The sequence below is a fragment of the Pseudomonas sp. LBUM1641 genome (assembly GCF_059716235.1).
The window spans coordinates 50,760-63,855 of sequence record NZ_CP166815.1; the positions used below are offsets into that span (position 1 = coordinate 50,760).

Annotated in this window: 11 protein-coding genes; 10 read left to right on the plus strand and 1 reads right to left on the minus strand. The window is 60.0% G+C overall.

The window, feature by feature from the left end; translation table 11 throughout:
• The first annotated feature begins 140 nt into the window (after positions 1-140).
• The 6 genes from ACA046_RS00260 to ACA046_RS00285 all read left to right on the plus strand — a co-directional run bounded on the left by ACA046_RS00260 (position 141) and on the right by ACA046_RS00285 (position 7,675).
• A complete protein-coding gene (locus ACA046_RS00260) occupies positions 141-881 on the plus strand; it encodes a gluconate 2-dehydrogenase subunit 3 family protein (protein WP_003214869.1) in 741 nt (246 codons plus the stop codon).
• A 2-nt stretch (positions 882-883) separates the two neighbouring features.
• Complete coding sequence (locus ACA046_RS00265) at positions 884-2,668, plus strand: GMC family oxidoreductase (RefSeq protein ID WP_167664634.1); 1,785 nt, start codon at positions 884-886, stop codon at positions 2,666-2,668.
• A 12-nt stretch (positions 2,669-2,680) separates the two neighbouring features.
• Positions 2,681-3,979 (plus strand): cytochrome c, encoded by a 1,299-nt coding sequence (locus ACA046_RS00270; protein ID WP_497675670.1) that lies wholly within the window; start codon positions 2,681-2,683, stop codon positions 3,977-3,979.
• Between the two features lie 81 nt (positions 3,980-4,060).
• A complete protein-coding gene (locus tag ACA046_RS00275; protein ID WP_497675671.1) occupies positions 4,061-5,119 on the plus strand; it encodes a PA0069 family radical SAM protein in 1,059 nt (352 codons plus the stop codon).
• 197 nt (positions 5,120-5,316) lie between these two features.
• Positions 5,317-6,048, plus strand: a complete 732-nt coding sequence (locus ACA046_RS00280; RefSeq protein WP_076013306.1) for a carbonic anhydrase — start codon at positions 5,317-5,319, stop codon at positions 6,046-6,048.
• Between the two features lie 85 nt (positions 6,049-6,133).
• Complete coding sequence (locus ACA046_RS00285) at positions 6,134-7,675, plus strand: SulP family inorganic anion transporter (RefSeq protein ID WP_497675672.1); 1,542 nt, start codon at positions 6,134-6,136, stop codon at positions 7,673-7,675.
• Positions 7,676-7,804: 129 nt separating this feature from the next.
• Here ACA046_RS00285 and ACA046_RS00290 read toward each other — a convergent pair whose 3' ends face one another.
• Positions 7,805-8,452, minus strand: a complete 648-nt coding sequence (locus ACA046_RS00290; RefSeq protein ID WP_076013308.1) for a hypothetical protein — start codon at positions 8,450-8,452, stop codon at positions 7,805-7,807.
• A 368-nt stretch (positions 8,453-8,820) separates the two neighbouring features.
• Between ACA046_RS00290 and coxB the strand changes: the two genes are divergently transcribed.
• The 4 genes from coxB to ACA046_RS00310 are packed head-to-tail and all read left to right on the plus strand — an operon-like array spanning position 8,821 to position 13,092.
• A complete protein-coding gene (gene coxB, locus ACA046_RS00295) occupies positions 8,821-9,948 on the plus strand; it encodes a cytochrome c oxidase subunit II (RefSeq protein WP_459025012.1) in 1,128 nt (375 codons plus the stop codon).
• 58 nt (positions 9,949-10,006) lie between these two features.
• A complete protein-coding gene (ctaD, locus tag ACA046_RS00300; RefSeq protein WP_497675673.1) occupies positions 10,007-11,596 on the plus strand; it encodes a cytochrome c oxidase subunit I in 1,590 nt (529 codons plus the stop codon).
• A 21-nt stretch (positions 11,597-11,617) separates the two neighbouring features.
• Entirely contained in the window at positions 11,618-12,169 is a 552-nt protein-coding gene (locus ACA046_RS00305; protein WP_076013311.1) for a cytochrome c oxidase assembly protein, read from the plus strand.
• Positions 12,170-12,204: 35 nt separating this feature from the next.
• Positions 12,205-13,092: a cytochrome c oxidase subunit 3 gene (locus tag ACA046_RS00310; protein WP_318304317.1), complete on the plus strand. Its 888-nt coding sequence runs from the start codon at positions 12,205-12,207 to the stop codon at positions 13,090-13,092.
• The last annotated feature ends 4 nt before the right edge of the window (positions 13,093-13,096 follow it).

Here is a 13,096-nt window from a genome sequence, read left to right on the forward strand (position 1 = left end):
CCTTAGCCTGCTATCATTTGTAACTATTGATTACTACTGTGTTCTATCTTTTGGGTCCTTTGGATCCCATTTGCTGCCAAAACTATAAGTCGTTCCTTGAAGCGGCTGATAAACCCGTGACCACATGATGAGGTGCCACCATGTCTGATCAAGATCAAGACAACCCCAGGCGTGAGTTTTTGCGCAAATCCTTGACCTTGATCCCCGTGGTCACTGTCGCCAGCACGGGCCTGGGCGGTTCGATGCTGATGGCGGTTCCCGAGCCGGCTCAAGCCAGCCCCGAAAAGGCGCCTGTCAGCAGCAAGGCCTATGAGCCGAGCTATTTCACTGCCGAGGAATGGGCGTTTATCAACGCGGCCGTAGCCCGCTTGATCCCGGCGGACGACCAAGGCCCAGGCGCCCTGGAAGCCGGCGCGCCGGAATACATCGACCGTCAGATGAACACCCCCTACGCGGCTGGCGCCCTCTGGTTCATGCAAGGCCCCTTCAATGCCGATGCGCCGCCTGAAATGGGCTGGCAGAGCAAGTTGGTGCCCAAAGAGATCTATCGCCTGGGCATTGCTGCCACGGATGCCTGGTCGAAAGCGATGAACGGTAAGCTATTTGCTGAGCAAGACAGCGCTACCCAGGAAAAATTGTTGCAACGACTGGAAGCCGGTGACGCGCAGTTCGACAGCGTACCGCCGAAGATTTTCTTCAATCTGTTGCTGCAAAACACCAAGGAAGGGTTCTTCTGCGACCCGGTCCACGGTGGCAACAAAGGCATGGTCGGCTGGACCATGATCGGCTTCCCCGGCGCCCGCGCCGATTTCATGGATTGGGTTGAACGCAACGAGCAATACCCCTTCCCGGCTGTATCGATCCGTGGCGAGAGGGCATAAACGTGGCGACCATCATGAAGAAAGTGGATGCGGTGATCGTCGGCTTCGGCTGGACCGGCGCGATCATGGCCAAGGAGCTGACGGAAGCGGGTCTCAACGTGGTAGCGCTGGAGCGCGGCCCGATGCAGGACACCTACCCGGATGGCAACTATCCCCAGGTCATCGACGAACTGACCTACAGCGTGCGCAAGAAACTCTTTCAGGACATCTCCAAGGAAACCGTGACCATTCGCCATAGCGTGAATGACGTGGCGATGCCCAACCGACAACTGGGCGCCTTCCTGCCTGGCAATGGTGTCGGCGGTGCCGGCCTGCACTGGTCCGGCGTGCACTTTCGGGTGGACCCGATCGAGTTGCGCATGCGCAGCCATTACGAAGAGCGTTACGGGAAAAACTTCATTCCCAAGGACATGACCATCCAGGATTTCGGCGTCAGCTATGAAGAGCTGGAGCCATTTTTCGACTATGCCGAGAAAGTCTTCGGCACCTCCGGGCAAGCCTGGACGGTGAAGGGCCAGTTGGTAGGCGAAGGCAAGGGCGGCAACCCTTATGCGCCGGATCGCTCCAATCACTTCCCGCTGGAATCGCAGAAGAACACCGTCTCCGCACAGCTCTTCCAGAAGGCCGCTACGGCCGTGGGGTACAAACCTTACAACCTGCCTTCCGCGAATACGTCCGGGCCGTACACCAACCCTTACGGTGCGCAGATGGGGCCGTGCAACTTTTGCGGCTTCTGCAGCGGTTATGTCTGCTACATGTATTCCAAGGCTTCGCCGAACGTGAACATCCTGCCGGCATTACGCCAGGAGCCCAAGTTCGAACTGCGGCCCAATTCCCACGTGCTGAAGGTCAACCTCGACAGCACCAAGCGCAAGGCCACCGGCGTGACGTATGTCGACGCCCAAGGTCGGGAATGCGAGCAGCCGGCGGATCTGGTGATCCTTGGTTCTTTCCAGTTCAACAACGTGCGGCTGATGTTGCTGTCGGGCATTGGCAAACCCTACGACCCGATCTCCGGCGAGGGCGTGGTGGGCCGTAATTTCGCCTACCAGAACATGGCCACCATCAAGGCGTTCTTCGACAAGGACGTGCACACCAACAACTTCATCGGCGCCGGCGGCAATGGCGTGGCGATTGATGACTTCAACGCCGACAACTTCGACCACGGGCCTCACGGCTTTGTGGGCGGCTCGCCGATGTGGGTCAACCAGGCGGGCAGCCGGCCGATTGCCGGCACCTCCAACCCGCCGGGCACGCCGGCCTGGGGCAGCGCGTGGAAGCGCGCCACGGCTGATTACTACACCCACCAGGTGTCGATGGATGCCCACGGCGCCCATCAATCCTACCGTGGCAACTACCTCGACCTGGACCCGGTCTACCGCGATGCCTACGGCATGCCGCTGCTGCGCATGACCTTCGACTGGCAGGAAAACGACATCAAGATGAACCGCTTCATGGTCGACAAAATGAGCAAGGTTGCCGAAGCGATGAACCCCAAGGCGATCGCCTTGCTGGGCAAAAAAGTGGGCGAGCACTTCAATACCGCGGCCTACCAGACCACCCACCTCAACGGTGGCGCAATCATGGGCACCGACCCGAAAACCAGTGCCTTGAACCGCTACTTGCAGTGCTGGGACGTACACAACGTGTTTGTCCCGGGCGCTTCCGCGTTCCCACAAGGCTTGGGCTACAACCCTACGGGCCTGGTGGCGGCGTTGACCTACTGGTCGGCGCGGGCGATTCGCGAGCAGTACCTGAAAAACCCCGGCCCACTGGTTCAGGCATAAGGAGCGATGACCATGAAAGCATTTGTGATTGCCTCCCTCGCCTTGATCAGCAGTTGCTCGGTAAGTGCGGCTGATACCGACCTGGTCAAACAGGGCGAATACCTGGCGCGCGCCGGTGACTGCGTGGCCTGCCACACCGCCAAGGGCGGCAAGCCGTTCGCCGGCGGCCTGCCGATGGAAACCCCGATCGGCACCATTTACTCCACCAACATCACCCCGGATAAAACCGGCCTGGGCGACTACAGCTTCGAAGACTTCGACCAGGCCGTGCGCCATGGCGTCGCCAAGAACGGTAGTACGCTTTACCCGGCGATGCCCTACCCGTCTTACGCGCGCGTCAGCGAAAGCGACATGCAGGCGCTGTACGCGTACTTCATGAAGGGTGTGGAGCCGGTGGCGCAGGTGAACAAGGACAGCGACATTCCCTGGCCGTTGAGCATGCGCTGGCCGTTGACTGGGTGGCGCTGGATGTTCGCGCCCAAGGTTGAGGACTATCAGGCTCAGGCGGGCGCAGACCCCGTGATCAGCCGTGGCGCGTATCTGGTAGAAGGCCTTGGCCACTGCGGCGCCTGCCACACGCCACGGGCGCTGACCATGCAGGAAAAATCCCTGAGTGCGTCGGACGGCAGCGATTTCTTGTCCGGCAGTGCACCGCTGGAAGGCTGGATTGCCAAAAGCCTGCGGGGCGACCACAAGGACGGCCTGGGTAGCTGGAGCGAAGACCAACTGGTGCAATTCCTCAAGACCGGTCGCAGTGATCGCAGCGCGGTGTTTGGCGGCATGAGCGACGTTGTGGTCCACAGCATGCAGTACATGTCGCAAGATGACCTGACGGCTATCGCCCGCTATCTCAAGAGCCTGCCGGCGGTGGATCCCAAGGATCAGCCGCACCAGTACGACAAGCAGGTCGCCGACGCGCTTTGGAAAGGCGATGACAGCAAGCCCGGGGCATCGGTGTATATCGACAACTGCGCGGCGTGCCACCGTACCGACGGCCATGGCTACACCCGGGTATTCCCGGCGTTGGCGGGCAACCCGGTGTTGCAGACGGCGGATGCCACGTCGTTGATCAATATTGTGTTGAACGGCGGTACGCTGCCGGCGACCCACACCGCGCCTTCGACCTTCACCATGCCGGCGTTTGCCTGGCGTTTGTCGGATCAGGAAGTGGCGGATGTCGTCAGTTTCATTCGGGGCAGTTGGGGTAACAAAGGCGAGCCGGTGAAAGCCAGTGACGTGGCGAACCTGCGCAAAAATGATATGCAGACCACCTCCGGCGATGACCTTGGCCAAGTGACCTCCAAGCATTGATTGGAGGTTGACCGCCCAACGGCACTGGTCAGAAACCCTGCGCCTCTATACTGTACAAAAAAACAGTATAGAGGCGCTTTCATGTCTACTCCTCTGCCGCCTCGCGGGCGCGGCACGGCCACCAACCTGCACAACCGTTTTGCGCCCACCGTCAGCGTGGCGGAAGACGACGGCTGGTATCAGGAAGTGCCACAGACCCAGGGCACCGAAGTCCGTATCGAAACCGCGAAAACCATCATCACCCGCAACAGCTCGCCGGATATCCCGTTTGATCGGGCGATCAATCCGTATCGCGGCTGTGAGCATGGCTGTATCTACTGCTACGCGCGGCCCAGCCACGCCTATTGGGACCTGTCACCGGGGCTGGATTTCGAAACCAAGCTGATTGCCAAGACCAACGCTGCCGACGTGCTGGAGCAGCAACTGTCGAAGCCGGGCTACACCTGCGCGCCGATCAACCTGGGCTCCAACACCGACCCGTACCAGCCTATCGAACGCGAGTACAAGATCACCCGCCAAACCCTCGAAGTGCTGCTGCGCTATCGTCACCCAGTGACGATCATCACCAAGGGCTCGCTGATCCTGCGGGACCTCGACCTGCTGACCGAGCTGGCGCAGCAGCGGCTAGTGGCGGTGATGATCAGCCTCACCAGCCTGGACGACGAGCTCAAGCGCATCCTGGAACCGCGTACGGCTGCGCCCAAGGCGCGGCTGAGGGCGATTCGGGTGATGCGTGAGGCGGGAATCCCGGTCGGCGTGTTGTGTTCACCGATGATTCCGATGATCAACGACAGCGAGCTGGAAAGTTTGCTGACCGAGGCGCATGCCGCTGGCGCACAAAGTGCGGCGTACATGATGCTGCGCCTGCCCCTGGAGGTTGCGCCGCTATTTGAAGGATGGCTGGCGGCCCACTACCCGCAGCGCGCGGCCCATGTGATGAGCCTGGTGCGGCAGGTGCGCGGTGGTGAGGTCTATGACAGTCGCTTCGGGGTACGCATGCGTGGCGAAGGGCCGTTTGCCGATCTGTTGGCGCAACGTTTCGCCAAGGCGATCAAACGATTGGGGCTCAATCGCCGGGAAGGGTTTAATCTGGATTGCACCGCGTTTTGTCCGCCTGGCAGGCAGATGGCATTATTGTAAACTGCTGGGTAAAGCGCACGGCCCTGTAGGAATAGTCGCGTTTTGACATCACTGAAAGCCCCGATCTAGAGCGGTTCATTCAGTTTGAGTTAAGTTTCGGCGGGTACCTTGTTCATCGAGTGACTAATGAGTCGGCGCTTCGGTTTGGGCGCCAACCACACTGGAAAACGCCCCTGCTCCAACCAAGAGGATGAATCATGAGTGACAAGGATAAACAGCCGTTGGCTGCGTCGGCTTCAGCCCCTCACGAGGCGGAGTCCGCCGATGCAGCGCTGCAGCACATCGTTGAAGGCTTTTTGCATTTCCATAACGAGATCTTTCCGCAGCAGGAAGAGCTTTTCAAAAAACTCGCCACGGCCCAGAGCCCACGAGCGATGTTCATTACCTGCGCAGATTCGCGCATCGTTCCCGAACTGATCACCCAGAGCTCCCCCGGGGATTTGTTTGTGACCCGTAACGTCGGCAACGTCGTGCCGCCTTATGGGCAGATGAACGGCGGTGTATCCACGGCTATCGAGTACGCGGTACTGGCCCTTGGCGTGCAGCACATCATCATTTGCGGCCACTCCGACTGCGGCGCCATGCGCGCAGTGCTCAACCCTCAAAGCCTGGAAAAAATGCCCACGGTAAAGGCCTGGCTGCGCCACGCCGAGGTCGCCAAGACCATGGTCCAGGACAACTGTGACTGCGCCAACGAACACGAAAGCATGCACGTGTTGACCGAAGAAAACGTGATCGCCCAGTTGCAGCACCTGCGCACTCACCCGTCGGTAGCCTCGCGCATGGCCAACGGGCATCTGTTTATCCATGGCTGGGTCTACGACATCGAGACCAGTGAAATCAGGGCCTACGATGCGGATCAGGCGGCGTTCCTGCCGTTGAACGGTACTCAGCCGATCCCGTCCGCGACGCCTAAAGCGCGCTTCTAAAACAATCCCCTGTCGGGTAACGCGATGGTTGCCATTCGAGCAGCCAGGCGTTGCCACGCCCGGCAAATGCCTCGGGAGAGTCATCATGCGTGCTGCTCAATTAAAAGCTGTGCTGCCACGGGAGCTGCTGGCCTCCGTGGTTGTGTTTCTGGTCGCCCTGCCGCTGTGCATGGGGATCGCAATCGCGTCAGGGATGCCGCCTGCCAAAGGCCTGATCACTGGGATCATCGGTGGGCTTGTGGTGGGTTGGTTGGCGGGATCGCCGCTGCAAGTCAGCGGCCCGGCCGCGGGCTTGGCGGTGCTGGTGTTCGAACTGGTGCGCCAGCATGGCATGGCCATGCTCGGGCCGATCCTGTTGTTGGCGGGCTTCCTGCAGTTGGTGGCCGGCCGATTGCGCCTGGGCTGCTGGTTTCGCGTGACGGCGCCTGCGGTGGTCTACGGGATGCTGGCGGGGATCGGGGTGCTGATTGTCCTGTCGCAGGTCCATGTGATGCTCGACGGTGTGCCAAAGCCCTCGGGGCTGGATAACCTCGCCGGCTTTCCGGCGGCGTTGGTCCAGGCGATTCCTACCCTCGGTGGCGGCCTCGGTTGGCAGGCCGGTTTGCTTGGGCTGTCGACGATTCTGGTGATGTGGCTGTGGGACAAGTTCCGTCCGCAAAAACTGCGCTTTGTGCCCGGCGCCTTGCTTGGCGTGGGATTGGCGACGGTCACCAGCCTGGTGCTGGCGTTGCAGGTCAAGCGTGTGGAAGTGCCGGAAAACCTGGCGGACGCCATCGACTGGCTGCGGCCCAGCGACCTGTTGAACCTGGCGGATCCCAACCTGTTGATCGCCGCGTTCGCCGTCGCCTTTATCGCCAGCGCTGAAACGCTGCTTTCGGCAGCAGCCGTTGATCGTATGCACAGTGGCCAGCGTTCCGATTTCGACAAGGAACTGTCGGCACAAGGCGTGGGCAACATGCTGTGTGGCCTGGTCGGCGCCCTGCCGATGACTGGCGTGATCGTGCGCAGTTCGGCCAACGTCCAGGCCGGCGCTACCACGCGCTTGTCGGCGATGTTCCACGGGTTGTGGCTGCTGGCGTTCGTGCTGTTGCTGTCCAGTGTGCTGCAAAGCATTCCGGTGGCGAGCCTGGCGGGTGTCCTGGTGTACACCGGGATCAAGCTGGTGGACATGAAGGCGTTTCGTGGCCTGGCGCGTTACGGGCGGATGCCGATGTTTACCTACGCAGCGACGGCCCTGGCGATCATCTTTACCGACTTGTTGACGGGTGTGTTGGTGGGCTTCGGGCTGACGCTGGTCAAGTTGGCGTTCAAGGCTTCGCGCCTGAAAATCAGCCTGGTCGACCTGCCACAGGACGGCGAGATGGAGTTGCGATTGACGGGGGCTGGGACCTTTCTCAAGGTGCCGGCATTGACCCAGGTGTTGTCGACGGTACCCGCCGGGACCACCTTGCATGTGCCACTCAATAACCTGAGTTACATCGACCACTCCTGCCTGGAATTGCTGGAAGAATGGGGTCGGGCCAACGCGGCCAAGGGCTCGAAGCTGATGATTGAGGCGCGGGGGTTGAAGCGCAGGTTGGAAGGACGGGTAAGAACGACGACCGGAATAGGCTCGGCTGCGTTGTGACCTTCTGTAGGAGCGAGCTTGCTCGCGAAAAACTTCAGCACGCCGCGTGCATTCAGAATGCCCGCGTTATCGTTGACGTCCTTCGCGAGCAAGCTCGCTCCTACAGTGAATCTGCGTCAGCGATAAAAATCAGGCAGGCTGATCCAGCTCCAACCCAACCCCCAACTGCCGCGACAGGCACGGCCAGCGCTTCCACGCCGCTTCCGTGTCCGGGCTCTTGAGCTTGTCGCGGTATGCTTCGACCGATTCCAGCGCAAAGCTCTCTTCGTTGAGCATCTCATCCACCGCGTGGTGCACCGCTTCATCCAGCTGATTGGCAAAGGTCTCGCCGATCAATTGGTGAGCAATCACGTTCGCCACCGTGGTATCCAGCGGAATCAACGGCTGGCCGAAGTGCTTGATATACAGATCGTTGACCTCTTCCACCAGGCGATGAGCCAGGTAGGCCTCGTCCAGCAAACCGTCCAGGCCTTCATGCCCGGCCAGGATCGCTGGCGGCTGCAGGAAGAAATGCTCGGCGATTTTCAGCACCGGTTTGATCTGGCTTTCAATACCGGCTTCACGGGCAACATCATTGGCCGCATCCAGCAAATCCGGGACCTGGTCAATGTAGGCGCTGACAAAGCGCGTCATCACGCCCTTGGCGTCAACGTCCGGCAGGGCAATCGCCGGGTGCAGGTGCGGTAACTGGACTTCCAGCTGCTGAGCAAGCTGGCCAGTGCTGGATTCGTGTTGATGGGCACGGGAAATCTGCTCGCGCAAAGCGGCGGTGTTCATGAAAGCTCCAGTGATGCAGGCGTAGGAAATAGGGAGAGGATAAGGTAGCTCGTTTATACGAGCGCCTAAGACACATTTGTCATAATTATTTCATGGTTATGCGCTGCCGTTATATCAAATTGCCAGCGTTCGTCGGATAACTCGCGCCACCGGTCCTGTTGTGTGGTCGCTTCACCCATTTTCGTTCATTTGCCCGATCACATTGCGGGGTGGCGGTCGGTGTCTATACTCGGTTTTGTACGCAATTAGCTGATGACGCCCGACTGCATGAGCAGGCAAGGCTTGGCGGTTGTAAGCAGTATGGAAGCCGCTCCCTTGGCCGCAGGTGCAAACCGGCGGGATAACAAGAACGATAAGGGGAACCCGCAATGACGCGACATCCACATGTTTGGATGGGCCTACTGTTGTGGTCAGTATTCAGCCAGGCGCAAGCCGCCTGGACAACGAATATGGCACCAGGGGCCACTGAAGTCAGTCACGCCGTGTTTGACCTGCACATGACCATTTTCTGGATTTGTGTGGCGATTGGCATCGTTGTGTTTGGCGCGATGTTCTGGTCGATGATTGTTCACCGGCGCTCAACGGGCCAAGTGGCGGCCAAATTTCACGAGAGTACGACGGTGGAGATTCTATGGACCGTGGTGCCCTTGCTGATCCTGGTGGCGATGGCCATTCCGGCCACCAAGACGCTGATCAACATCTACGACAGTACGGAATCGGATATCGATATCCAGGTCACCGGCTACCAGTGGAAGTGGCATTACAAATACCTGGGCCAGGACGTCGAGTTCTTCAGCAACCTGGCTACGCCCGCCGAGCAGATCCATAACCAGGCCGTCAAAGGCGAACATTACCTGTTGGAAGTCGACCAGCCGCTGGTGCTGCCGGTGGGCGCCAAGGTGCGCTTCCTGGTGACTGCCGCCGACGTGATCCACTCCTGGTGGGTGCCCGCGTTTGCGGTCAAGCGTGATGCGATTCCAGGCTTCGTCAACGAGGCGTGGACCCGGGTCGAGAAGCCCGGCATCTACCGTGGCCAGTGCGCCGAGCTGTGCGGCAAAGACCATGGTTTCATGCCGATCGTCGTGGAGGTCAAGTCCAAGGCGGACTACGACACCTGGCTCGGCGAGCGCAAGGCAGAAGCCGCCAAGCTCAAGGAATTGACCTCCAAGGAATGGACCCTGGATGAGCTGGTGGCCCGTGGCGACAAGGTTTACCACACCACTTGCGTGGCCTGTCACCAGGCTGAAGGCCAGGGCCTGCCGCCGATGTTCCCAGCACTCAAAGGCTCGCCGATTGCCGTCGGGCCCAAGGAAGACCACCTGCACCGCGTGTACTTCGGCAAACCCGGCACCGCCATGGCGGCGTTCGGCAAGCAACTGTCGGAAGTCGATATCGCGGCGGTCGTGACCTACGAACGTAACGCCTGGGGCAACAACAAAGGCGACATGGTCACTCCTAAAGACGTGCTGGCTCTGAAACAGGCGGAAAGCAAATGACTTCCTTCATTGCGTATTCCCTGAACCGTTCCGCCCACTCGTTCGCAGGAGAAAGGCCATGAGCGCTGTGATCGATGACCATGGTCATGCCGGTGAGCACGCTCACGGCCCCGCCAAGGGCCTGATGCGTTGGGTGCTGACCACCAACCACAAAGACATCGGGACCATGTACCTGTGGTTCAGCTTTGCCATGTTCCTGCTTGGCGGCTCGTTCGCCATGGTGATCCGCGCCGAGCTGTTCCAGCCGGGCTTGCAGATCGTGGAGCCGGCGTTCTTCAACCAGATGACCACCATGCACGGCCTGGTGATGGTGTTTGGTGCGGTGATGCCGGCGTTTGTCGGCCTGGCCAACTGGATGATCCCGTTGATGATCGGCGCGCCCGACATGGCCCTGCCGCGTATGAACAACTTCAGTTTCTGGCTGTTGCCGGCGGCGTTCCTGATGCTGGTGTCCACGCTGTTCATGCCCGGTGGCGGGCCGAACTTCGGCTGGACCTTCTACGCTCCGCTCTCCACCACCTACGCGCCGGAAAGCGTGACCTTCTTCATCTTCGCCATCCACCTGATGGGTATCAGCTCGATCATGGGCGCGATCAACGTGGTCGCCACCATCCTCAACCTGCGTGCCCCTGGCATGACCTTGATGAAAATGCCGCTGTTCGTCTGGACCTGGCTGATCACCGCGTTCCTGCTGATCGCGGTGATGCCGGTGCTGGCAGGCTGCGTGACCATGATGCTGATGGACATCCACTTCGGCACCAGCTTCTTCAGCGCTGCCGGTGGTGGTGATCCGGTGCTGTTCCAGCATGTGTTCTGGTTCTTCGGCCACCCTGAGGTGTACATCATGATCCTGCCGGCCTTCGGTGCCGTCAGCTCGATCATCCCGACCTTCTCGCGCAAGCCGCTGTTCGGCTACACCTCGATGGTGTACGCCACGGCGAGCATCGCGTTCCTGTCGTTCATCGTGTGGGCGCACCACATGTTTGTGGTGGGCATCCCGCTGGTGGGCGAGTTGTTCTTCATGTACGCCACGCTGCTGATCGCGGTACCCACGGGCGTGAAGGTGTTCAACTGGGTCAGCACCATGTGGCAAGGCTCGCTGACCTTCGAGACGCCGATGCTGTTCGCGGTGGCCTTCGTGATTTTGTTCACCATCGGCGGCTTTTCCGGGCTGATGCTGGCCATCGCTCCGGCGGACTTCCAGTACCACGACACCTACTTCGTGGTAGCGCACTTCCATTACGTACTGGTGCCCGGCGCGATCTTCGGGATCTTCGCCTCGGCCTACTACTGGCTGCCGAAATGGACCGGCCACATGTACGACGAAACCCTGGGCAAGCTGCACTTCTGGCTGTCGTTCGTCGGGATGAACATGGCGTTCTTCCCGATGCATTTCGTAGGACTTGCCGGCATGCCGCGTCGGGTGCCGGACTACAACCTGCAGTTCGCCGATTTCAACATGGTCTCCTCCATTGGTGCCTTCACCTTTGGTGCGACGCAGATCTTCTTTCTGTTCATCGTCATCAAGTGCATCCGCGGCGGTAAGCCTGCGCCCGCCAAGCCGTGGGATGGTGCCGAAGGCCTGGAGTGGAGTGTCCCTTCACCTGCGCCGTACCACACCTTCACCACGCCGCCGGAGGTCAAATGATCACCCTGACGGGAGACGACCATGCTTGAGTCCGTGCCTATCAAGCGCCTGGTCACGCGGCTGCTGATCCTGGTGGTGGCGATGTTCGCCTTCGGCTTTGCTTTGGTGCCGATCTACGACGTGATGTGCAGGGCGTTCGGCATCAATGGCAAGACTGCCGGGCAGTACGAAGGCGAGCAGGTGGTGGACCCGACGCGCCAGGTGCGGGTGCAGTTCCTGTCCACCAATGCCATCGACATGGTCTGGGAGTTCCACTCCAAGGCCGACGAGGTGGTGGTCAATCCCGGAGCGGTTACCGAGATGCTGTTCGTGGCCTACAACCCCACTGACAAGCCGATGACCGCCCAGGCGGTGCCAAGCATTTCGCCCGCCGAGGCGGCGATGTACTTCCACAAGACCGAGTGTTTTTGCTTCACCCAGCAAGTGCTACAGCCAGGTCAGCGCATAGAAATGCCGGTGCGCTTCATTGTCGACCGCGACATGCCGAAGGATGTGAAGCATTTGACCCTGGCGTACACGCTGTTCGATATCACCGCGCGCCAACCGCCCGTGGCTGTCCATACCGGCGGCTAGGCGTTGCTTGCGGGCTCGATTAGGAGAACGAATACATGTCGACTCATGATACGTACTACGTACCAGCGCAAAGCAAATGGCCAATAATTGCCACGTTGGGCATGCTGATTACGGTGGTCGGGCTGGCTATCTGGTTTAACGATTTGAAGGCCGCACGTCCGGAATCCCACGGCCCGCTGATCTTTTTCGTCGGCGGACTGCTGCTGGCCTACATGATGTTTGGCTGGTTCGGCGCGGTGATCAAGGAAAGCCGCGCCGGTTTGTACAGTTCACAGATGGATCGCTCCTTTCGCTGGGGCATGACCTGGTTCATCTTCTCCGAAGTGATGTTCTTCATCGCGTTCTTCGGCGCACTGTTCTATGTGCGGCACATGTCGGCGCCCTGGCTGGCGGGAGAAGGCTCAAAAGGCGTTGCCCACATGCTGTGGCCGAACTTCGAATTCGCCTGGCCGCTGCTGAACAATCCTGACCCGAAACTGTTCCCTGCACCCAAGGGCACCATCAGCCCCTGGGGCTTGCCGCTGATCAATACGATCTTGCTGGTCAGTTCCAGCGTGACCATCACCATCGCCCACCACGCCTTGCGCAAAGGCCATCGCGGCGCGCTGAAGATCTGGCTGGCGATCACCGTGTTGCTGGGTTGGGCGTTCCTCGGGTTCCAGGCCGAGGAATACATCCACGCTTATAAAGAGTTGGGCCTGACCCTCGGTTCCGGCGTGTACGGCGCGACCTTCTTCATGCTCACGGGTTTTCACGGCGCCCACGTGACCATCGGCACGATCATTTTGTTTGTGATGCTGATGCGCATCCTGAAGGGGCATTTCAATGACGAGCACCAGTTCGGTTTCGAGGCGGCCAGTTGGTATTGGCACTTTGTGGATGTGGTGTGGATTGGGTTGTTTTTCTTCGTTTACGTGCTTTGAGGTC

Coding starts and splice junctions, on each gene's coding strand:
- ACA046_RS00270 (WP_497675670.1), top strand. CDS start 2,681: ATGAAAGCATTTGTGATTGCCTCCCTCGCCTTGATCAGCAGTTGCTCG.
- ctaD (WP_497675673.1), top strand. CDS start 10,007: ATGAGCGCTGTGATCGATGACCATGGTCATGCCGGTGAGCACGCTCAC.
- coxB (WP_459025012.1), top strand. CDS start 8,821: ATGACGCGACATCCACATGTTTGGATGGGCCTACTGTTGTGGTCAGTA.
- ACA046_RS00260 (WP_003214869.1), top strand. CDS start 141: ATGTCTGATCAAGATCAAGACAACCCCAGGCGTGAGTTTTTGCGCAAA.
- ACA046_RS00285 (WP_497675672.1), top strand. CDS start 6,134: ATGCGTGCTGCTCAATTAAAAGCTGTGCTGCCACGGGAGCTGCTGGCC.
- ACA046_RS00290 (WP_076013308.1), bottom strand. CDS start 8,452: ATGAACACCGCCGCTTTGCGCGAGCAGATTTCCCGTGCCCATCAACAC.
- ACA046_RS00310 (WP_318304317.1), top strand. CDS start 12,205: ATGTCGACTCATGATACGTACTACGTACCAGCGCAAAGCAAATGGCCA.
- ACA046_RS00305 (WP_076013311.1), top strand. CDS start 11,618: ATGCTTGAGTCCGTGCCTATCAAGCGCCTGGTCACGCGGCTGCTGATC.
- ACA046_RS00280 (WP_076013306.1), top strand. CDS start 5,317: ATGAGTGACAAGGATAAACAGCCGTTGGCTGCGTCGGCTTCAGCCCCT.
- ACA046_RS00275 (WP_497675671.1), top strand. CDS start 4,061: ATGTCTACTCCTCTGCCGCCTCGCGGGCGCGGCACGGCCACCAACCTG.